Annotated in this window: 18 protein-coding genes; 13 read left to right on the top strand and 5 right to left on the bottom strand. The window is 67.2% G+C overall.

All coding sequences use genetic code 11. From position 1 onward, the window contains the following. Positions 1-127: 127 nt before the first annotated feature. The 3 genes from tkt (at position 128) to JM664_RS16360 (ending at position 3,570) form a co-directional block, all read left to right on the top strand. Positions 128-2,146, top strand: coding sequence for a transketolase (gene tkt / locus JM664_RS16370; RefSeq protein ID WP_227421001.1), 2,019 nt, complete (start codon positions 128-130; stop codon positions 2,144-2,146). A 94-nt stretch (positions 2,147-2,240) separates the two neighbouring features. Then, positions 2,241-3,242 (top strand): type I glyceraldehyde-3-phosphate dehydrogenase, encoded by a 1,002-nt coding sequence (gap, locus tag JM664_RS16365; protein ID WP_227421000.1) that lies wholly within the window; start codon positions 2,241-2,243, stop codon positions 3,240-3,242. A gap of 163 nt (positions 3,243-3,405) precedes the next feature. Further along, positions 3,406-3,570, top strand: a complete 165-nt coding sequence (locus JM664_RS16360; protein WP_227420999.1) for a hypothetical protein — start codon at positions 3,406-3,408, stop codon at positions 3,568-3,570. On the opposite strand, the gene coaD is transcribed toward JM664_RS16360, so the two are convergent. Continuing rightward, positions 3,558-4,058 carry a pantetheine-phosphate adenylyltransferase gene (gene coaD / locus JM664_RS16355; RefSeq protein ID WP_227420998.1) on the bottom strand — a complete coding sequence of 167 codons (501 nt, stop codon included), beginning with the start codon at positions 4,056-4,058 and terminating at the stop codon, positions 3,558-3,560. The genes JM664_RS16360 and coaD overlap by 13 nt on opposite strands. A 59-nt stretch (positions 4,059-4,117) precedes the next feature. Continuing rightward, complete coding sequence (locus JM664_RS16350) at positions 4,118-4,552, bottom strand: CBS domain-containing protein (protein ID WP_227420997.1); 435 nt, start codon at positions 4,550-4,552, stop codon at positions 4,118-4,120. A 131-nt stretch (positions 4,553-4,683) separates the two neighbouring features. Between JM664_RS16350 and JM664_RS16345 the strand changes: the two genes are divergently transcribed. Then, on the top strand, positions 4,684-6,183 hold the full coding sequence (locus tag JM664_RS16345) for a CoA-acylating methylmalonate-semialdehyde dehydrogenase (protein WP_227420996.1): 1,500 nt from the start codon (positions 4,684-4,686) through the stop codon (positions 6,181-6,183). A 164-nt stretch (positions 6,184-6,347) separates the two neighbouring features. On the opposite strand, the gene JM664_RS16340 is transcribed toward JM664_RS16345, so the two are convergent. Together JM664_RS16340 and JM664_RS16335 are read right to left on the bottom strand one after the other, a co-directional pair. Beyond that, positions 6,348-7,829, bottom strand: coding sequence for an L-lactate permease (locus tag JM664_RS16340; RefSeq protein ID WP_227420995.1), 1,482 nt, complete (start codon positions 7,827-7,829; stop codon positions 6,348-6,350). A 5-nt stretch (positions 7,830-7,834) separates the two neighbouring features. Then, positions 7,835-8,836, bottom strand: a complete 1,002-nt coding sequence (locus JM664_RS16335; RefSeq protein ID WP_227420994.1) for a 2-hydroxyacid dehydrogenase — start codon at positions 8,834-8,836, stop codon at positions 7,835-7,837. A 207-nt stretch (positions 8,837-9,043) separates the two neighbouring features. Here JM664_RS16335 and JM664_RS16330 point away from each other — a divergent pair, with 207 nt between their 5' ends. Then, positions 9,044-10,018, top strand: a complete 975-nt coding sequence (locus tag JM664_RS16330) for a calcium/sodium antiporter (RefSeq protein WP_227420993.1) — start codon at positions 9,044-9,046, stop codon at positions 10,016-10,018. Between the two features lie 111 nt (positions 10,019-10,129). Further along, a complete protein-coding gene (locus JM664_RS16325) occupies positions 10,130-12,052 on the top strand; it encodes a glycoside hydrolase family 15 protein (RefSeq protein ID WP_227420992.1) in 1,923 nt (640 codons plus the stop codon). Between the two features lie 164 nt (positions 12,053-12,216). Here JM664_RS16325 and JM664_RS16320 read toward each other — a convergent pair whose 3' ends face one another. Next, positions 12,217-13,536, bottom strand: coding sequence for an NHL repeat-containing protein (locus JM664_RS16320; RefSeq protein WP_227420991.1), 1,320 nt, complete (start codon positions 13,534-13,536; stop codon positions 12,217-12,219). 167 nt (positions 13,537-13,703) lie between these two features. Between JM664_RS16320 and JM664_RS16315 the strand changes: the two genes are divergently transcribed. From JM664_RS16315 to JM664_RS16285, 7 genes are read left to right on the top strand one after another with little or no spacing between them, the layout of a single operon-like run. Next, complete coding sequence (locus JM664_RS16315) at positions 13,704-15,029, top strand: HupE/UreJ family protein (protein WP_227420990.1); 1,326 nt, start codon at positions 13,704-13,706, stop codon at positions 15,027-15,029. A gap of 15 nt (positions 15,030-15,044) precedes the next feature. Next, entirely contained in the window at positions 15,045-16,127 is a 1,083-nt protein-coding gene (locus tag JM664_RS16310) for a hypothetical protein (protein ID WP_227420989.1), read from the top strand. Beyond that, the gene (locus JM664_RS16305; RefSeq protein WP_227420988.1) at positions 16,124-16,792 is read left to right on the top strand and encodes an ABC transporter ATP-binding protein; all 669 of its coding nucleotides are present in this window, start codon (positions 16,124-16,126) and stop codon (positions 16,790-16,792) included. Before JM664_RS16310 ends, JM664_RS16305 begins: the two co-directional genes overlap by 4 nt. Further along, positions 16,789-17,967 carry an ABC transporter permease gene (locus tag JM664_RS16300; RefSeq protein ID WP_227420987.1) on the top strand — a complete coding sequence of 393 codons (1,179 nt, stop codon included), beginning with the start codon at positions 16,789-16,791 and terminating at the stop codon, positions 17,965-17,967. The genes JM664_RS16305 and JM664_RS16300 overlap by 4 nt, the downstream gene beginning before the upstream one ends. A gap of 26 nt (positions 17,968-17,993) precedes the next feature. After that, positions 17,994-18,737, top strand: a complete 744-nt coding sequence (locus tag JM664_RS16295) for a DUF4198 domain-containing protein (RefSeq protein WP_227420986.1) — start codon at positions 17,994-17,996, stop codon at positions 18,735-18,737. A 3-nt stretch (positions 18,738-18,740) separates the two neighbouring features. Then, entirely contained in the window at positions 18,741-19,115 is a 375-nt protein-coding gene (locus JM664_RS16290; protein WP_227420985.1) for a hypothetical protein, read from the top strand. Continuing rightward, positions 19,112-20,008, top strand: coding sequence for a metal ABC transporter substrate-binding protein (locus JM664_RS16285; RefSeq protein ID WP_227420984.1), 897 nt, complete (start codon positions 19,112-19,114; stop codon positions 20,006-20,008). The genes JM664_RS16290 and JM664_RS16285 overlap by 4 nt, the downstream gene beginning before the upstream one ends. Positions 20,009-20,114 lie beyond the last annotated feature (106 nt).

Raw genomic sequence — 20,114 nt, 5'->3', positions numbered from 1 at the left:
CGGCGGGAATCGCTGTTATTCGCGCACATCCTATCGGTTCGGGTTGCGGATGCAGCCCCCGCCGCCGCTTGAACTTGAGCGCTCGACTGCTATCAACCGCAAATCCGTCGCCAAAGGAAGCATCGCCGTGGATATCGCCGAACTCAGAGACCGCCACCCAGACCATTGGATGCGGGCCGCCGCGCTGCGGATGCTGGCGATCGACGCCGTGCAGAAGGCGAATTCGGGCCATCCGGGGATGCCGATGGGCATGGCCGATGTCGCGACGGTGCTATTTGGCAAGCACCTGAAGTTCGACGCCGGCGCGCCGGACTGGCCGGACCGCGACCGTTTCATCCTCTCGACCGGGCACGGCTCAATGCTGCTCTACGGCCTGCTGCACCTGACCGGCTACGAGGACATGACGATGGACGAGCTGCGGAACTTCCGCCAGCTCGGCTCGCGCACGGCGGGACACCCGGAATACGGGCACGCCAAGGGCATCGAGACGACGACGGGCCCGCTGGGACAGGGCCTCGCCAACTCCGTCGGCTTCGCCATTGCGGAGGAGGCGCTGAGGGCGCGCTTCGGCAAGAAGCTATTCGACCACTACACCTACGTCCTTGCCGGAGACGGCTGCCTGATGGAGGGGATCAGCCACGAGGCCATCGGGCTGGCAGGGATGCAGAAGCTCTCGAGGCTGATCGTCCTCTGGGACGACAACGATATCTCGATCGACGGCAAGATCAGCCTTTCGGACGCGACCGACCAGGTGGCGCGGTTCCAGGCGGCGGGCTGGCACACCATCGCCATCGACGGCCACGACCCCGACGCCATCGACGCGGCGCTGACCGAGGCAAAAGCATCGGACCGCCCGACGATGATCGCCTGCAAGACGCATATCGGCTTCGGCGCGCCGACCAAGCAGGATACCGCGAAGGCGCACGGCTCGCCGCTGGGCGACGAGGAGATCCGCGCGGTCCGGGACGCTTACGGCTGGGTCCACGGGCCGTTCGAGATCCCGGACGAGATCCTGAGCGCGTGGCGCGAGTTCGGAAGCCGCGGCCGCACCGAGCGCGAGGCGTGGGAGGAGCGGTTCGACGAGCTGTCGCAGTCCCGCCGCGCTGAAATCAACCGTACCGTGGCCGGTGACGCGCCGAAGCGCCTGGCCAGCACGATCCGCGCGCTGAAGAAGCAGGCAAGCGAGAACCGGCCGAAGGTGGCCACCCGCAAGGCCTCGGAAATGGTGCTGGAGGTGGTGAACCCGGTGATGCCGGAGACGATCGGCGGCTCGGCCGACCTTACCGGCTCGAACAACACGCTGACCGCGGATCTCGGCAAGTTCACGCCGGACAACCGCAAGGGCCGCTACATCCATTACGGGATCCGCGAGCACGGCATGGCGGCTGCCATGAACGGTCTGGTGCTGCATGGCGGCGTCCGGCCCTATGGCGGCACCTTCCTGTGCTTCACCGACTATGCCCGCGGCGCGGTGCGCCTCTCGGCACTGATGGGGGCGCCGGCGGTCTACGTGATGACGCACGACTCGATCGGCCTCGGCGAGGACGGGCCAACGCACCAGCCGGTGGAGCATCTGGCGATGTGTCGGGCGACGCCAAACCTCTGGACCTTCCGCCCCGCCGACCTGGTCGAGACGGCCGAGGCGTGGGAGCTGGCGCTCACTGCCGAGCGTACGCCGTCGGTGCTGGCGCTGTCGCGGCAGAACCTGCCGACCGTGCGGCTGGACCACAAGACGAAGAACCTGAGCGCCCAGGGCGCCTACGTGCTGGCCGAGGCGGAAGGCCGCCGCCGCGCGATCCTGATGGCGACCGGAAGCGAGGTCGAAATCGCGCTCGCCGCGCGCGAGGCGCTGCAGTCCGAAGGTATCGGCACGCGCGTCGTCTCCGTTCCGTGCATGGAGCTCTTCGCGGCGCAGGACGAGGGCTACCGCCGTCGCGTGCTGCCGGCCGGCCCGGTCCGGGTCGCGGTCGAGGCGGGCGTCCGCCAGGGCTGGGACCGGTGGCTGCTGGGCGAGCGCGGGCGCGAGCCGAAGGCGGGTTTCGTCGGCATGGAGAGCTTCGGCGCCTCCGGCGCCATTGACGACGTCTATGCACATTTCGGCATCACCGCCGAGGCAGTCGCCGGAAAGGTGCGCGACCTGCTCTGAAACCGTGTCTGGCCAAGGCCGACCGGGCACCGTAATGAAGATGCCGAACCTGCAGCCGCGCGCTTGCAGGCATTGAGAAGGGAAGGTGGTTCGAATGGCAGTCAAGGTCGCTATCAACGGGTTCGGGCGCATCGGGCGCAACATCCTCCGCGGCATCATCGAGTCCGGCCGCGACGACATCGAGGTGGTGGCGATCAACGACCTCGGCCCGGTCGAGACAAACGCCCACCTCTTGCGCTACGACAGCGTACATGGCCGCTTTCCCGGCGAGGTGCGCAGTTCGGAGGACACGATCGACGCCGGTCGCGGACCGATCCGCGTCACCGCGATGCGCGATCCGAAAGAACTGCCTTGGAGCGACGTCGACATCGCGCTGGAGTGCACCGGCATCTTCACCGCGCGCGACAAGGCCGCGATGCACCTCGAGAACGGCTCTAAGCGCGTGCTGATCTCGGCGCCCGGTGCCGGCGCGGACAAGACGGTGGTCTACGGCGTCAACCACGAGACGCTCACGGCCGAGGACAAGGTCGTCTCGAACGCGTCGTGCACCACGAACTGTCTTGCGCCGGTAGCGAAGGTCCTGAACGACGCGATCGGGATCTCGCGGGGGTTCATGACCACAATCCACTCCTACACCGGCGACCAGCCCTCGCTCGACACGATGCACAAGGACCTCTACCGCGCCCGCGCTGCGGCGTTGTCGATGATTCCGACCTCGACCGGCGCCGCGAAGGCGGTGGGGCTGGTGCTGCCGGAACTCGACGGCAAGCTCGATGGCGTGGCGATCCGCGTGCCGACGCCGAACGTGTCGGTCGTGGACCTCACCTTCTCGGCCGCACGTGAGACCACCGTCGAGGAAATCAACGACGCGGTCCGGGACGCGGCGCAGGGACCGATGAAGGGCATCCTGGGCTTCACCGACGAGAAGCTCGTCTCGAGCGACTTCAACCACGACATCCACTCGTCCATCTTCCACACCGACCAGACGAAGGTGATGGAGGGCGGCAAGCTCTGCCGGGTCTTGACCTGGTACGACAACGAGTGGGGATTCTCGAACCGCATGGCCGACACGGCCGTCGCGCTGGGTCGGCTCTGATCTACCGTCCCGCGGCGTCTCGGGGTCGCGGGATGCCGTTAAGGTTCCCTTTCGGGCGATGCGTATGCTGCATGGCAGCATCGCGTCGCCGCGTCTTGCAGGGCGCGATGTTGGCGCTCACATTCAACCGGTACGGCACCAATGCGTACGAAAGGGAACGGACATGATGACTCTATTGAAGCAGATGCAGGACGCGGTTCGCGCGCGCAGCGAATACCGCCGGACCGTCGACGAGATCCGCCGGATGCCGCTCGACGTGGCGCTCGACCTCGATATCTACCAAGGTGACGCAGACCGCATCGCGCGCGATGCCGTCTATGGACGCTGAGGAAAGCGCTCCCCAAGCGCCCGACACACGGCGGGGGTGACGAACTTCGAGACGTCACCCCCGAGCCGCGCGATCTCTTTCACCAGCTTCGACGCGATCGCCTGATGCTGCGCCTCCGCCATCAGGAACACCGTCTCGATCTGATCGTCGAGCTGCCGGTTCATCCCGACCATCTGATACTCGTACTCGAAGTCGGCGACGGCACGCAGTCCGCGGATGATCACGCGGGCGCCCACGTCGCGTGCGCAGTCGATCAGCAGGTTCTCGAATGGGTAGACCACGATCTCGGTCCCGGTTGACCGGAGGATCCCCTCGCAGTCACGCTCAATCATCGCGACCCGCTCCTCCAGATTGAAGAGCGGCCCCTTGTCGCGATTGATGGCCACGCCAATGACCAGCCGGTCCACCAGCGCGGCAGCGCGGCGGATGATATCGAGATGTCCCAGCGTGACCGGGTCGAATGTCCCCGGATAGAGCCCGACCCGCATGACACGTTCCTTCCGTCCTGCGGCGCAAGCAAACCGATCATGCGTGGAAGATCAAGTAATCAGTGGCCCATCACCATGTCCTGCAGAGCATCGCGCTCCATGCTCAGCTCGCTCAGCCGCGCCTTGACGACGTCGCCGATCGAGATGAGGCCGATCATGTGACCGTCCTCCATGACTGGGATGTGGCGGAAGCGACCTTCGGTCATCTTGGTGAGGATGTCGTCGGTCGCGTCGTCCTTCGAGCAGGTGACGAGCTTGCCGGTCATCATGGCGTCGACCTTGTCGCTCATGCACTCGGCTCCGCGCCGGCCGAGCTCGCGCACGATGTCGCGTTCCGACAGGATCCCCTCCGGCCGCTCGCCATCATCCGACACAATGACCGCGCCGATCCTGCGCTCCGACAGCAGGCGCGCCGCCTCCGCGACGCTGGAGCCGGAGCGCACCGTCACGACGGCGTTGTCTCCCTTCTGCCTGAGTATCTGATGGACACGCATAGGTTGCCTCCTTGACGCCTGGTCCCCTTTACGCAGCGTCGCCGGGGCGCGACCTTGCTGTCAAGCCGACCGGCCTTCCCACCGCGTTGCGCGCGCCTTAGTGTGCCGCCGGATCGCGAAGGAGGACCATCGTGCAGGAACTGAGTCACTTCATCGGCGGCAAGCGCGTCGCCGGCAAATCGGGCCGCTTCGCCGATGTCTGGAACCCCGCGACCGGCGAGGTTCAGGCGAAGGTACCGCTGGCATCCAAGGATGAGCTCGACGCCGCGGTGGCTGCCGCCGCGGAAGCGCAGCCGCGCTGGGGCGCGACCAACCCGCAGCGCCGCGCGCGGGTGATGATGGAGTTCGTGCGCCTCATCAACCGCGACATGGAAAAGCTGGCCGAGGCCCTGAGCCGCGAGCACGGCAAGACCCTGCCGGACGCCAAGGGCGACATCCAGCGGGGGCTCGAGGTCGTCGAGTTCTGCATCGGCGCGCCGCATCTCCTCAAGGGCGAGTTCACCGACAGCGCCGGCCCCGGCATCGACATGTACTCGATGCGCCAGCCGCTGGGTGTCGTAGCGGGGATCACGCCGTTCAACTTTCCGGCGATGATCCCGATGTGGAAGATGGCCCCTGCCCTCGCCTGCGGCAACGCCTTCATCCTCAAGCCGAGCGAGCGTGACCCCTCCGTCCCGCTGATGCTGGCCGAGCTGCTGCAGGAGGCCGGCCTGCCGGACGGCGTGCTGCAGGTCGTCAACGGCGACAAGGAGGTGGTCGACGCGATCCTCGACAACCGCACCGTCATGGCGGTGGGCTTCGTCGGTTCGACGCCGATCGCGGAGTACATCTATTCCCGCGGCTGCGCGAACGGCAAGCGGGTGCAGTGCTTCGGCGGCGCCAAGAACCACATGATCGTCATGCCGGATGCCGACATGGACCAGGCGGCCGACGCGCTGGTGGGCGCCGGTTACGGCGCGGCGGGCGAACGATGCATGGCCATCAGTGTGGCAGTTCCGGTCGGCGACAAGACGGCGGATGCGCTGATCGAAAAGCTCGTTCCGCGTATCGAGAAGCTGAAGGTCGGCCCCTACACCGACGGGAACGACGTCGACTATGGCCCGCTCGTGACGCCGCAGGCCAAGGAGCGGGTGCTGAGCCTCGTGCAGTCGGGCATCGACCAGGGCGCCGAGCTAGTCGTCGACGGGCGTAACTTCAATCTTCAGGGCTACGAGCAGGGCTTCTTCGTCGGGCCGCATCTGTTCGACCGGGTGACGACCGAGATGGACATCTACCGGCAGGAGATCTTCGGCCCCGTGCTGAGCCAGGTGCGCGCCGGGAGCTATGAGGACGCGCTGCGGGTGGCGATGGACAACGAGTACGGAAACGGCGTCGCGATCTTCACGCGCGATGGCGACACCGCGCGTGACTTCGCGCACCGGGTCAACGTCGGGATGATCGGGGTCAACGTGCCAATCCCGGTGCCGCTGGCGTATCACACGTTCGGCGGCTGGAAGAAGTCGGGCTTCGGCGACCTGAACCAGCACGGCACCGACTCCTTCCGCTTCTACACCCGAACCAAGACTGTCACCTCGCGCTGGCCGTCGGGTCTGAAGGAAGGCGGCGAGTTCTATTTCCGTGCCATGGACTGACGTTTGCGACGGCGGGGTCTCGATCGGCTCGAAACCCCGCCGTCGCGCCGGGTCCCATCGCATTCGAGGCCGTTGCCCGGCAGGCAGGACGATGCAATGCGGAAGCGCCGCTCTGTTCTTGAAGTGATCCGGGCACTCCCTCCCCTGCCCTAGGCGTGCATCTCTCAAATCCAGGAGACGACGCCGAAAACGACGGCGCCGCCGATGCCGACGTAGAGGGCGCAGGGGCGCGCCGTGTGTGCCATGACGTCTCCCTCGCGCCCGATCAGGCCCACGGTGGCGCTGCCGGCGATGATGTTGTGAGGCGCGATCACGTTGCCGATTGCCGAACCGAAGGCCTGCGCCGCCGCCATGAATGTCGGGGGCAGCGAAAGGTCCTGGGCGGTCTCAAGCTGGAGCTCGGTGAAGAGGATGTTCGAGGCGGTCGCCGAGCCGGAGATGAAGGTGCCGAGCACCCCGATCAGCGGCGCGATCAGGGGCCACGCGGGACCGATGCCGGAAGCGGCGGAGGCCAGCGTGGCGATCATCCCCGCGTGGACCATGAGCCGCGACAGCGCCAGCATGACGAGAAGCGCCGCCGCCACGGGAAGCAGGCGGCGCAGCGCCGCGAGGATGGACTCCCCGATGAGCGCCCCGCGGCCGGTGACCAGCGCCGCGCCGAAGAAGCCGAGGAACAGCATCGTGCCCGGATGATAGAGCGGCTGAAAAGACCCGCTGAAGGTGTCCGCAAAGCTCCAGCTCGCCACCACGCCGCTCGCCATCAGCTGAAGCGGTGGGATCAGCCGCGTTGCCAGCACCAGAAGCAGGATCAGAAGGTAGGGCGCCAGGTCCGGCAGCAACCGACGCAGGCTGAGGCCCGGAGACGGGCGATGCCGGCGGAGGACGAGCACGAAAAGGAACGTGCCGACGAGGGCGCCGCCGAGCGTTGGCAGCTCAGGCCCCGTCAGATAGGCCAGTGCGAGCGATGGTCCGAAGAAGCAGAGCGCAGCCAGGCCAGACCACGCCAGGTCTGACCTCGAGAGCGGCGCGTCGCCCGCGAGGCGGACCATCAGGAGGAGCAGGACGGGCCCGGCGAGGGCATGCAATGCCGCCACCCTCGGCGCGATTTCGTCGGCGGCGAGGCCCGCGACCTCGACCTGCGCCAGGACGGGCGTGCCGACTGCGCCGAAGGAAACGCCGGCAGCATGGCCGAGCAGCGCCAGCGCCACGGCCCTCACCGGATTGTAGCCGAGCCCGACGAGCAGCGGCGCGGCCAGCGCCACGGGCGTGCCGAAGCCGGCGGCACCCTCCATGAAGAGGCCGAAGAACCAGGCGATGAGGATCGCCTGGATGCGCCGGTCGTCAGCCAGTGCGGCCAGCGTGTCACGGATGCGTTCGATGGCGCCGGCGCGACGCTGGAACTCGAAGATCGCGAGCGCCGGCAGGATGATCCAGAGGATCGTCGCCGTCGCGTGGACCGCCTCGGCCAACGCGCCGAAGCCGACGCGCAATCCGGCCTCGCCGGCCTCTCCGGGCCTGAATGCCGTCGCCGCAAGAATGAGCGCGACCGCCAGCCCAGCGGACCCGGCCACGACCGCCGAGCGCCGCAGCCAGCCCATCCCGACCAGGATCACCGCAAGCGGCGTGGCGGCAAGCAGCACCGACATGGTGTTCAGCCGCCCGTCGCCGCCCGCACCGGGTAGATCGGCACGCCGTCGCGCTCGAAGGCAGATACGTTGGCGATCGTCGTCTCGGCGATAGCGGTCAGAGCCTCCTCGGTGAAAAACGCCTGGTGTCCGGTGATGAGAACGTTCGGGAAGGTCAAAAGCCGCGCGAAGACGTCGTCGGGGATGAACTTGTCCGAAAAGTCCTCGAAGAAGAGATCCGCCTCCTCTTCGTAGACATCCAGGCCGACGCTGCCGACCGCGCCGCTCTTCAGGCCCTGGATCAGTGCCCGCGTGTCGACGACCGCGCCGCGGCTGGTGTTGATCAGCATGACGCCCGGCTTGACCCTGGCGAGCGCCGCCGCGTCGATAAGATGGAAGGTCTCGGGCGTGAGCGGGCACTGGAGCGTTATGATGTCGCTCGCGCCGAGAAGCTCGTCGAACTCCACGTAGCGGACGCCGAGTGCGGTGCAGATCGAGCTCTCCACCGGGTCGTGGGCGAGAAGCGTGCAGCCGAAGCCGCCGAGGATACGGGCCACGACCTCGCCGATCTTGCCGGTCCCGACGATTCCCACCGTCTTGCCGTCGAGGTCGAAGCCCAGCAGCCCGTCGAGCGCGAAGTTGCCCTCGCGCACTCTGTTGTAGGCGCGGTGCGTCTTGCGGTTCAGCGTCAGGATCAGCGCGACGGTGTGCTCGGCAACCGCGTGCGGCGAATAGGCTGGCACGCGGGCAACGGCGATCCCGGCCGCCTCTGCGGCTGCGAGGTCGACATGGTTGAAGCCGGCGGAGCGCAGCGCGATCAGCCGGACGCCGCCATCGGCCAGCGCAGAGACCACCCCCGCGCCGAGGTCGTCGTTGACGAAAGCGCAAACGGCGTCGGCGTCTCCGGCGAGAGAAGCTGTCTCGGCAGACAGGCGTGCCTCGAGGAAGACCAGCTCGTGCCCGGCGCGGTTGGCCATCTCCAGGTATCTTGCGTCGTATGGCTTGGTGCTGAAGACGGCGATCCGCATCTTGTTACCTCGACTGCTCCCGCATCCTGTGACGGCGCTGCCAGCCGTCCGGCCCTGACCGACGGTTGCACCTTGAACCTCCCAAGCGCAACTGCACCCTCCCAAGCCAAGCAGGTTCGGTCGGTTCGTGGACAAGCTGATCGGATGGTTGTCATCATGACCTGGCGCGCTGGCGCGAGACCAGTCGCAAACCTAGTGGAGGAGCGCATGGAGACCTGGCTACCTTTGATCGCAGGGCTCGCCCTGCTCGTGCTCGGTGGCGAGTTGCTGGTGCGCGGGGCGGTCGGGGTGGCGAGCCGGCTTGGCGTGTCGCCACTGGTCATCGGGCTGACGCTCGTCGGCTTCGGCACGTCGACGCCAGAGCTCGTGACCTCGGTTCAGGCGGCGCTCGCCGACTCTCCAGGGATCGCCTACGGCAACATCGTGGGCTCCAACATCGCCAACATCCTGCTCATCCTTGGGGCGTCGGCACTGATCACGCCGGTGGCAGTCGCCTCAGGCGCGCTGAAGCGCGACGGAGCCGTGATGATAGCGGTCGCCGCTATCTTCATTGTGCTGGGCCTTTCCATGCCGCTCGGCCGCATCGTCGGCCTCCTGTTCCTGCTGGCGCTCGCGTCCTACGTATACACCGCCTTCCGCCAGGAGAGTCGCGGGGCAGCTCACGGTGCCCTCTACGACAAGGCGGCCGCGACGCAGGAGGCAGACCCGGCGCTGGCACCCGTTCCTGCGGCAGCCGGATCGCTCGCGGTGCCGCTCCTGATCGCCGGCGTAGGGCTGGCTCTCGTGGTGCTCGGCGGCGTCTTCCTGGTGAGCGGCGCGGTTAGCCTCGCGCGATCCTTCGGCATCTCTGAAACCGTGATCGGCCTGACCATCGTGGCTGTCGGAACATCGATGCCGGAACTCATCACCTCGGTCATGGCCGCTATACGGAAGGAAGCCGAAGTTGCCTTCGGCAACATCGTCGGGTCGAACATCTACAACATCCTCGGGATCGGCGGCACAACCGCAGTGATCGCGCCGACCCAGGTACCGGCCGAGATCCTCGGCTTCGACAACTACGTCATGCTCGTGGCTTCTGTGCTGGTCATCGCGCTGGCCTGGACCGGCCGCATCATCTCGCGCGCGGAAGGCGCCGCGCTGGTACTTGGCTACGCGATATACGTCGCCTGGCTCTGGCCTTGATTCGGCAAACGGTTTCCGGCGGTCGCGGCCGTGCAGCAGATAGATGCGCAAGGTCGGGTCTGCGTGCGGCGGGGCCGTACCGTCGCCTGTGGGATCGGGAATGAGTGCGTGATGACGAGCAACCGCCAGCCGCCGATCGAGGACTATGCGCTGATCGGCGATTGCCACGGTGCCGCGCTGGTCTCGGCCGCCGGAAGCATCGACTGGTGCACACCGCGGCGGTTCGACGGCGACCCGGTCTTCTTCCAGCTGCTCGACGCGGGCGGCGGCGGGTCGTGGAGCGTCGAGCCCGAGGGCACGAGGCGCATCTCGCGTGCCTATGTCGAGCGGACGAACATCCTGCGGACCCTGTTCGAGACCGAGACGGGCACGCTCGAGCTGATCGACTTCATGCCGGTCGGGCGGACGCGCGGCGCACGGGTTCACGACTACGTGACGCTGAACGCACCGGGCTGGGTGGTTCGCCGGATGCGCTGCACCTCCGGCCATGCCACACTGAAAACCCGCTTTCGGCCCCGCGGTCACGAATTCTCCACCAGACCGCTGGAAATGCACATCGGCGACGGGCGCATCGACTGCGAGGGCGGGATCACCCTCTGGTGCGCCGGCGAGGCCCGGCGCGAGGATGACGGCGCGGCGGTGCGCATCGTCCTCGGCGACGGCGAAGCGCAGACCTGCGTCATGACCAGCATCGCGCCGCTCTTCGATCCGCGCGAGCGCGCCGACCAGCTCTACGACGTCACCTGCGCCTTCTGGCAGGAGTGGACCGACTACTCCCGATACCGCGGCCCCTACGAGGATGCGGTGCGGCGGAGCGCGCTGGCGCTGAAGCTTCTGACGTATGCACCGAGCGGGGCGATCGTGGCGGCGCCCACGACATCGCTGCCCGAGGAGATCGGCGGCAGCCGGAACTGGGACTATCGCTTCTGCTGGATCCGCGACGCGACATTCGCGCTCTTCTCCCTGTCGGTGCTGGGCTACAGCGCCGAGGCTAGCCGATTCTCCACCTTCCTGTCGCGGCACTGCCTGCGCGAAGGCTCGACGCTGAGGATCATGTACGGGATCGACGGCGAGCCGTACCTGAGGGAGCACTGCCACGACCACCTCTCCGGCTACCGCGACAGCCGCCCGGTTCGCGTCGGCAACGGGGCGGCGGAGCAGCGCCAGCTCGACGTCTTCGGCGAGCTGCTCGACTGGGCCGAACTCCGCGCCGCCCTCGGCTCGCGCCTCAGCGCCGACGAGAAGGCGCTGCTGCGCGGAGTGGCGGACCATGTCTGCGAGACGTGGCAGGTGCCGGACCACGGCATCTGGGAGATGCGCTGCGAGCCACGGCACTTCACGCAGGGCAAGGCGATGGCGTGGGTCACGCTCGACCGCGCCATCCGCCTCTTCGGCGAGAAGCCCCTCTGGCGCGACACGCGCGACAAGATCCTGCGCGAGGTGCTCGAGAAGGGAGTGGCAGGCGATCCGGCGCACCTGGTGCAGTCGTATGGAGCCGATACGACGGATGCATCGCTCCTGCAGGTGCCGCTGCTCGGCCTGCCACTCGACCCGGACCTCGTCGCGCGCACGGTGGAGGAGGTCGAGCGCGAGCTCCGCACCCGGGATCTCGTCCACCGCTACCGGGGCGACGATGGCCTCGAGGGCGGCGAGGGCGCGTTCTTCATCACGAGCTTCTGGCTGGTCGAAGCCCTTCTGACGGTGGGTCGGGCGGACGAGGCGCGCGAGCTCTTCGAGCGGCTCCTGTCACGCGCGAACGACGTCGGGCTCTACGCCGAGGAGGTCGACGTGCGGACCGGCGCGTTTCTGGGCAACATCCCGCAGGCCTTCACGCACCTCTCGCTGATCTCGAGCGCATCGCTCCTGGAACTTCACGCGCGAAAAGGACCGGAGGCGCTGCAGGGAACCAACGCCGACCGGGCGAAGCGGATCGCCGGCGCCACCGAAGGCGCCAGTGCTCTGGTGTTCGCGCTGATCCGGAATCAGAGTGTCCGCCTGCGGTCGTCGCGCAAGTCGGTCCTGTCGCTGACCTGAAGACCGGCACCGGTCCCCGCGGTCAGTGATGTTCACCGGCTTCTGCGCCCTCCACGGAATCAGGACTTCGAAAGCACGGCTCCAAAAGGCCCTCCGCCCGCCGCTGGAACCGGCGGGCGGAGGTTCTGCTCTTGCTGGCTGCGGCTGGAACGCGTTGCCGCGTACTAGCCCGGCCAGGCAACCTGCATCGGTGCGGCGGGCGCCATGCCCATGTTCACGAACTTCTGCAGACGCTTACCGGTGTAGGTCTCGGTAGTGTACAGATTGCCCTGCGAGTCCACGGCGATGCTGTGCAAGCCCATCCACATGCCCGGCTGACGACCGCCGGTCCCGAAGTTGTAGAGCTCCTGCATGGTCTCGCGATCGAACACCCGGAGGTGCTCGTTCTGGCCGTCGGCCATGTAGAGGTAGCGCTGCTCCGGGTCCGCCGAGAAGTCGATGTCCCAGACCGAGCCGTCGTAGAGGGTCTCGGGCGCCACGAAGACCTCCTGCACGAACGTGCCGTCCTCTTGGAAGATCTGGACGCGGTTGTTGGGACGGTCGCAGACATAGACCAGCCCATCGTCCGATACGTTCGCGCAGTGAACCGGATTGCGGAACTGCCGTGCCGGCGGTGCGGACGGATCATAGGGGCCAAGATCCTCGTCCGTCGGGGGCTCGCCATAGGCACCCCAGAACCGCTTGATCTCGCCGCTGTCCATGTCGACAACGGCCACGCGGTGGTTGCCGTAGCCGTCCGACAGGTACGCCTCGTTGGCCTCCTGATCGAGGTCGACCTTGGCCACCCGGCCGAAGTTTTCCATGTCCATTGAATTGGCTTGGAAGGAGAAACCTTCAGGGACCTCTCCGCCCGGAGCGAGGCCGGCATAACCCGTCAACGGGTCGGGCTCGACAGACGCGCCGTCCGCGTCGACCATGCGCGCGTGCGAAGCGCCCCACTGCGCCACAAATTCTCCGTCTGACGTGAACTTCAGGACGTGCGCGTCGGAACCCCCGTTGCCGCCGATGTAGACGTGGCCCTCATCGTCGACAGCGATGCCGTGGTTAGAGGCTGGCCACTCATACTCGCCGGTATCCGTCGGTCCGCCCCACGCCTGCAGAAGGTTGCCCTCCTGGTCGAACTGCATGACCGGGGGCGACGGATTGCAGCACTCCCCGACCACTTGCCCGGCATTCCTGCTGCCTTCCGGCGGAACTGCGAGATCGGTGGGATCGAATGCAGCCGGATCCCATCCGCGATGGATGATCCAGATGTTGTCGTCCTTGTCGACCGCGACACCGATCGCCTGCCCCAGCGCCCAGTTGTTCGGCATCGGCTTTGGCCAGAACGGATCAACCTCGAAGCGCGGCGCCTCTTGGGCCGAAGCGCTTGCGTCCTGCGCCGACGCGCCCTCGAACGCGAACTGCCCGGCACCCACGACCGCGACAAGCGCGAGCACGCTGCCACCCGCGAGCGCCTTGCGCCTTGATGGAAACCACCGCATGCTTTCCTCCTCCTCTGATCGGCCATTCGCGGCCTCGGTAGAAAAAGACTAGACAAGCGGCGTCACAACTGTCGAGATAATTGAGATCACCCCTTGCAATTGTCAGAGAAATGACCGGCTTTTCGCTATTCATCAGAGAAATGGGCCGCCTTTGCGGAATCCGCAACATGTTGTTGCTCCACCTCACGCTCGCGCTGGCGGCCGTGGGCGGCGCCGGCACCGCGACCGCGCACGAGGTCCCGAACGAAGTGACGGTCCTCACCTACGTCAAGCCCGAGGGAGACACCCTGACCCTCCTGCTGCGGCTGCCGATGGACTCCCTGCGGGATGTCGACATCGCGACAGACAGCGAAGGCTATCTTGACCTGCCGAACATTCGCACCTCGCTCGAAGGCGCGGCGCAGATCTGGGTCCGCGACGTCATCGAAGTCTACGAGAACGGCGAACCGTTGCCGCAGCCTGAAGTACTGGATGCGCGCGTGTCGCTGCCATCTGACGACACGTTCACCGAAGGATACGACGCGGCGCTTGCCCATACGACGCAGGCGGACCTGCCAGCGGACACGAAGATCTTGTGGGAGCAGGGCCTGCTGCAGATCGCCTATGGATATCCGATTTCTTCGGAAAATTCGAGCTTTTCCATCGAGCCGGCGCTCGCGCGGCTCGGCCTGCAGGTCAACGTCGTGATGCGATACCTCGGCGCGGACGGCACCGACCGGGTGTATGACGTGCATGCCGACGTCGGGCAGGTACACCTCGACCCGAGCTGGTGGCAAACCGTGTGGCTCTATTCGGAAAGAGGCTTCCGCGAAATCTCGGCCAGATCCGAGTACCTCCTTCTGCTCCTGGCAATGGCGATGCCGCTGATCGGCTCAAGGCAGCTCCTGATAACCGGCGGGGCCTTCCTTCTAGGGCAGACCGCCGGCCTGATGGCATCGGGATGGGGCCTCACGCCCAATACCCTCTGGTTCCCATATCTGGTTTCATTCCTCATTGCCGCCTCGATCATTTATCTATCGGTCGAGAATATCGTCGGCGCCACTTACCGACGCCGCTGGCGAGTTTCTCCGTTTCTCGGTCTGCCGATCGGCTTTGCCCTGTCGGCGCCCTTCGCCGAAAACGTCCAGTTCGCGGGCGCCCACCTCTTGACGGCAATCATCGCGTTCGACGCGGGCGCGGGACTGGCCGCGCTAGCCGCCTTGGCCCTCGCGATAGCTGCCCTGCAAGTGGCATTCCGTTTCGTCGTGCCGGCGCGGGTCGGCACTATCGTGCTCTCGGCCTTCGTAGCGCATTCGGCTTGGCACATGGCGGTCGAGCGGGCAGCGCTCCTGGGCCAGTTTCCGTGGCCGCCGCTGGAGGCGCTGGTCGCGTCGGGTGCGATGTCCTGGCTGATCGCCATCATCGCCTCCGCGATGCTGCTCTGGATCTTCTCCGGCTTGAGCGCCGATCCAGAGGACGGCGCCGACCGCAACTCGCTTGCGCAGCGCTTCTAGGCGCGCACGGCGCGGATGATCAGCCGAGCACATCAAGGCAAGCGCGTCTTCGCAGCACTGGTCACAGGAACTGCGCTGCTACCCTCCTCGGGCCACGCTGTCGTTCCCGATGCGGGTCTGGGCCAGGCGCTGGTCTTCGGCGCCGGCGCCGTCGTAACGCCGGAGAACGGGCTCGCCCTCCTCGCCGTCGGTGCGCTCCTTGGCGCCGCGCGCGTTCCGGCCAAGGCGTACTCAGTAACGTCGGGACCTGCCGCTCTCTGCGTCGGCGTTGCCGCTGGGTTCGCCTTCGGCGCCCCCTACTACCTTGAAGCGCTTATTGCGGGCGCAGCGGCCGCGATCGCCGCGCTGATGGCCATCGGCGTCCGGACCGCTGGCGCTGTGAACCTGTGCCTGGCCGCCGTCGCGGCCCTCTTCGGCCTCGGGATCGGGTCCATCCTCCGCATTGGCGACGCGTCGTGGATCTCGCTCGCGGCCTACGCCTTGGCGGCCGTCGGCGGCGCCATCGCCGTGACCGCACTTGGCGCCGCCCTCGGCCGGACGCTGCGCCAGCGCCGCGAGGGCATGGTCCGTGGCCTCGGCGCGTGGATTGCGGTTGTCGCCGCCCTCGTCCTCGTGAATGCCACGCTTGAGCGCCAGGCAGAGCGCGGCTCCGCAGCCGATCTGAGGGCCGGCAGCCGCGTGCTCAGCGACGAAGAGATCCCCGGCCTCGTCGGCGCCCTTCTCGAGCAGGTCTACTTCGCCTTCGAGCAGCAGGACGAGGATGAGATCTACGACGCGCTTGCCGCGGTGGCAGCGGACGACGTGCTCGCGGACCTCTACCTGCAGAAGCGCGCCGCGCTCTCTCTGCAGGAGGACGGGCGGCGCTCGGACGTCCAGTCCGTCGAACTCGAACGCACGGAAGCGGATCCGCTGCCCGGCGCCGAGGGATATCGCGTTCACGGGGTCTGGAGCGTGCGCGGCTCGGTCATACACTGGAGCCACGTCCACGACCGCGTGAACCGCTACGAGGCCGATCTTGCGATCGTGCCGGTGGACGGCGCGTGGAAGATCGGCGCCTTCGACCTCATCGACGTCGTGCGGGACGATCCGCCGCGATGATTTCGCTTCAGGACATCAGCTTCGCATATCCCTCAGCCGGCTTCCGCCTCGAGATCCCGCGCCTCGCAGCCGCCAGTGGCGAGCGACTTGCCGTCGTTGGGCCGAGCGGCTCGGGCAAGACGACACTCCTCAGTCTCGTTGCCGGAATCCTCGTGCCCTTCTCGGGCAGCGTCCGCGTCGGTGACGTCGAAGTCCACACCCTCGGGGATGTCGCTCGACGTGACTTTCGCGCCCGCACCATCGGTTCCGTCTTCCAGGACTTCGGGCTGGTCGAGTATCTCAGCGCCCGCGACAACATCCTGCACCCCTACCGGATCAGCGGCGCGCTCACCCTAGACGGAGCGACCCGCAAGCGCGCCGAGGATCTTGCCTGGCGTGCCGGGATCGGAGCCAAGCTCGGCCACCGCCCCGGCGCACTCTCCCACGGCGAGAAGCAGCGCGTCGCGATCTGCCGCGCCCTCCTGACACGGCCGCCGGTCGTGCTCGCCGACGAGGCGACGGGGAACCTCGACCCCGAGACCAAGGGCGTGATCCTCGACCTCCTCTTCTCCTGCGCGGAGGCCGAGAACGCCACCGTCCTCGCGGTGACCCACGACCACGACCTGCTCGACCGGTTCGACCGCGTGGTGGACTTCCGCAGCTTTCGCCAGACGATGCCGGCGTGACCAGCACGCTCTACCTTGCCGTCCAGTACCTCCGCTTCCACGCGGCCCGGAGCGCGATCGTCGTCCTCGCCGTGGCTTTGATCATCGCGGTGCCGGCGGTGATCCACCTCCTCCTCGACGCGAGCGAGCGCCAGATGACCGCCCGCGCCGCGTCGACCCCGCTCGTCGTCGGCGCGCGGGGCAGCACGCTCGACCTCGTGCTGAACAGCCTCTACTTCACCGGTGACCGGCCGCCGCTGACCTCGGTCGCGGCCTCGGAAGAAGTCTGGGCGAGCGGGCTTGCCGCAGCCATCCCGCTCTACGCCCGGTTCGAGGCGCAAGGCGCGCCTATCGTCGGCACCACGCTCGACTATTTCGAGTTCCGCGGACTCGAAGTAGCCGACGGCCGCGATCTTGCCGTCCTCGGAGAGGCGGTGCTCGGCGCCACGGTGGCGCGGGACCTTGGCCTGGCGCCGGGTGACAGTCTCGTTTCCTCCCCGGAAAACCTCTTCGACCTCGGCGGAACGTACCCGCTTCGGATGCCGGTGGTGGGGGTGCTGGCCGCCACCGGCGGCCCCGACGACCGCGCCGTCTTCGTCGATCTGAAGACGGCTTGGGTGATCGAAGGCATCGGCCATGGCCACGGCGAGGCAGCGGAGGCGGACGACCTCCTCGCGCGGACTGAACGGAACGTCGTGGCGGGACCAGCGCTGCCGACTTTTGCCGAGATCACGCCGGAGAACATCGACAGCTTTCATTTCCATGGCAGTTCCGACAGCTACTCGGTTACCGCCGTGATCGCCGTCCCGAACGACGAGCGGTCGGGCGTGATCCTCAGGGGGCGGTATCTGGACCGCGAGGAGCCGCTGCAGATCGTCGTGCCGCAGGACGTCGTCGATGGGCTGCTCGCGACCATGTTCCGGATCGGGCGACTTATCGACACCGTGGTGGCGACCATTGCCCTGGCTGCGGTTCTCGCGATCGCACTCGTTTTCTACATGTCGCTCGAGCTTCGCCGCGGCGAGATCGAGACCGTGTTCAGGCTCGGCTGCCGCCGGTCGACAATTCTCCGACTAATCGGGGCGGAGATTGCGATCCTGCTGGGTGCCGGTATAGTTTTTGCGGCGGTTGTCGTATCGGCAATTGCGGCGGGACGGGAGGATCTTGCCCTATGGCTGCTCGGCAGCTGGGAATGACGCGGCCAGCGTTGGCGCTCTGTTCGATGACATCGGCGGCCGTTGTCGCCGGACCGGCCTTCGGCCACTTCGGCATGCTTATCCCCTCCGATCCGATGGTGTCGCAGCAGGATATGCGCACGATCGACCTCGAGCTCTCTTTCTCGCATCCGTTCGAGGCCACTGGAATGGACCTCGCCCGCCCGAAGGCTTTCGGCGTCCTGCATAATGGCGAAAGCACGGACCTTCTCGACACGCTGAGCGAAGCGAGGGTGCTAGATGGCGCCGCCTGGGCCGGCAGCTTCACGCCCGAGAGGCCGGGAACGTATGTCTTCCACATGGAGCCCCAGCCGTACTGGGAGCCGTCCGAGGACGTCTTCATCGTCCACTACACCAAGACCTACGTCTCGGCTTTCGGTGATAACGCGGATTGGGACGCCGAGCTCGGGCTGGAAACCGAGATCGTGCCGCTGTCCCGCCCGTTCGGGCTCTGGAGCGGGAACGTCTTTCAGGGCATCGTCAAGGCCGGCGGCGAGCCGGTCCCCTATGCCGAGGTCGAGGTCGAGCGCTACAACGCCGACGGCGCCATCGAGGTGCCAAGCGACCTGATGATCACGCAGGTGGTCAAGGCCGACGCCAACGGCGTCTTTACCTACGCCCCGCCCCGGCCCGGCTGGTGGGGCTTTGCCGCCCTGACGACGGCGGACTACCAGCTGCCGCACGAGGGGGTCGAGAAGGACGTCGAGCTCGGCGCCGTCCTGTGGGTCCGCTTCGAGCCGTGGCCGGAGTAGGAGATGCGGACGCCGCCCTTCAACGCACCCACCAAGGTCGTAGGCGCGCTCCTGGCGCTCCTCTTCGCCCCGAGCGGACCAGCCCATGCTCACCAATTGAACGTCTTCGCGTTCATCGAGGAGGGAGCGATCGTGGTTGAGGCCAAGTTCTCCAGCGGCCGCGTGGCGCGTGAAGGCGTCGTCACCGTCTATGACGCCGCCGATGCGCTCATCCACGAGACACGTCTCGGCGCGGACGGATCGGTTCGACTGCCGCGTCTCGCCAACGAGGGCGGACTGCGGATCGAGGTCAGCGCCGGTGATGGGCACTCGAACTACTGGATACTGACGCCGCAGGACATGGCGCGCGCATCCGTCGACGCAGAGACACAATCGTGATCGGCCGTCGGCCCCTCGACCTGGCCGCGGTCGCTCTGCTTACATTTGGCGCGGGGACGGCCCGTGCCGAGACGCTGGACGTTCGCACCGACTCGTACCCCGTCGCCTACTTCGCCGAGCGCATCGCCGGCGACACTGCCGAGGTCGTCCTGCCGGTGCCGGCCGACGTTGATCCGGCGCACTGGGTGCCGCCCATCGCCGAAATCGCCACGTTCCAGCAGGCCGATCTTGTTCTCCTCACCGGCGCCGGGCTCGCCGATTGGACGACGCGGACCTCCCTGCCCCGCTCGCGCACGATCGATACGTCCACAGCCTACGCGGACGCCCTCATCGAGACCGAGGGCGTCACCCACAGCCACGGTCCCGAAGGTGACCACTCCCACGCGGGCGTCGCGCCCTTCACCTGGCTGGACCTTGACCTGGCGACGCTGCAGGCCGAAGCGGTGGCCGAAGCGCTCGCCCGTCGCCTGCCTGGCGAGGCCGCGCTCTTCGAAGCGAACCTCAAGGCACTCGCTGCCGATCTCGCGACGCTCGATGCCGTAGCCGAGGAGGTTGGCGCACTGGCTGCCGGACGACCTCTCCTCGCCTCGCACCCGCGGTATCAGTATCTCGCGCGTCGCTACGGTCTCGCGCTGGAAAGCGTCGAGTGGGAGGCAGACAAGCCGCCTGGCCCGGAGCAACTCGACGCCCTGGATGCGCTTCTTGAGAAACATCCGGCCACGATCATGCTCTGGGACGCCGATCCAGGCGCCGACACGCGACAAGTGCTGATGAACCTCGGCATCACCAGCGTCGTCTTTCCGGCCCTCGCCAATCGACCCGCCGATGGGGACTTCGTCACTTCGTTCCGCGACAGCCTCGCGAGTTTGCGCGCCGCAATCGTCGCCGGGTGAGCGGGGGGTCGCGGCAATTCGCCTGTTCGCGCCGCGGGAACAGTGCAACTTTGCGTCGCGCCGAAGCTGTGCGAGAGTTCCAAAGTTGCGCCAGGGAGGAGAAGGT

The sequence above is a fragment of the Roseitranquillus sediminis genome, from assembly GCF_016918935.1.
GTDB lineage: Bacteria > Pseudomonadota > Alphaproteobacteria > Rhodobacterales > Rhodobacteraceae > Roseitranquillus > Roseitranquillus sediminis.
The sequence above is the reverse complement of the archived record's forward strand: the minus strand, read 5'-3'. Positions and strand labels throughout refer to the sequence as shown.

Bases quoted from the DNA above. Each gene is read 5' to 3' on its own strand.
- JM664_RS16340 (WP_227420995.1), bottom strand. From the start codon at position 7,829: ATGTCGGTGCTGCTTGCCGCCACGCCGCTTGCGGTGATCCTGGTCGGG.
- coaD (WP_227420998.1), bottom strand. From the start codon at position 4,058: ATGCGGGTCGGGCTCTATCCGGGGACATTCGACCCGGTCACGCTGGGA.
- JM664_RS16290 (WP_227420985.1), top strand. From the start codon at position 18,741: ATGCGGACGCCGCCCTTCAACGCACCCACCAAGGTCGTAGGCGCGCTC.
- JM664_RS16325 (WP_227420992.1), top strand. From the start codon at position 10,130: ATGACGAGCAACCGCCAGCCGCCGATCGAGGACTATGCGCTGATCGGC.
- JM664_RS16315 (WP_227420990.1), top strand. From the start codon at position 13,704: ATGTTGTTGCTCCACCTCACGCTCGCGCTGGCGGCCGTGGGCGGCGCC.
- JM664_RS16360 (WP_227420999.1), top strand. From the start codon at position 3,406: ATGATGACTCTATTGAAGCAGATGCAGGACGCGGTTCGCGCGCGCAGC.
- JM664_RS16335 (WP_227420994.1), bottom strand. From the start codon at position 8,836: ATGCGGATCGCCGTCTTCAGCACCAAGCCATACGACGCAAGATACCTG.
- JM664_RS16310 (WP_227420989.1), top strand. From the start codon at position 15,045: ATGATCAGCCGAGCACATCAAGGCAAGCGCGTCTTCGCAGCACTGGTC.
- JM664_RS16305 (WP_227420988.1), top strand. From the start codon at position 16,124: ATGATTTCGCTTCAGGACATCAGCTTCGCATATCCCTCAGCCGGCTTC.
- JM664_RS16320 (WP_227420991.1), bottom strand. From the start codon at position 13,536: ATGCGGTGGTTTCCATCAAGGCGCAAGGCGCTCGCGGGTGGCAGCGTG.
- JM664_RS16330 (WP_227420993.1), top strand. From the start codon at position 9,044: ATGGAGACCTGGCTACCTTTGATCGCAGGGCTCGCCCTGCTCGTGCTC.
- gap (WP_227421000.1), top strand. From the start codon at position 2,241: ATGGCAGTCAAGGTCGCTATCAACGGGTTCGGGCGCATCGGGCGCAAC.
- JM664_RS16350 (WP_227420997.1), bottom strand. From the start codon at position 4,552: ATGCGTGTCCATCAGATACTCAGGCAGAAGGGAGACAACGCCGTCGTG.
- JM664_RS16295 (WP_227420986.1), top strand. From the start codon at position 17,994: ATGACATCGGCGGCCGTTGTCGCCGGACCGGCCTTCGGCCACTTCGGC.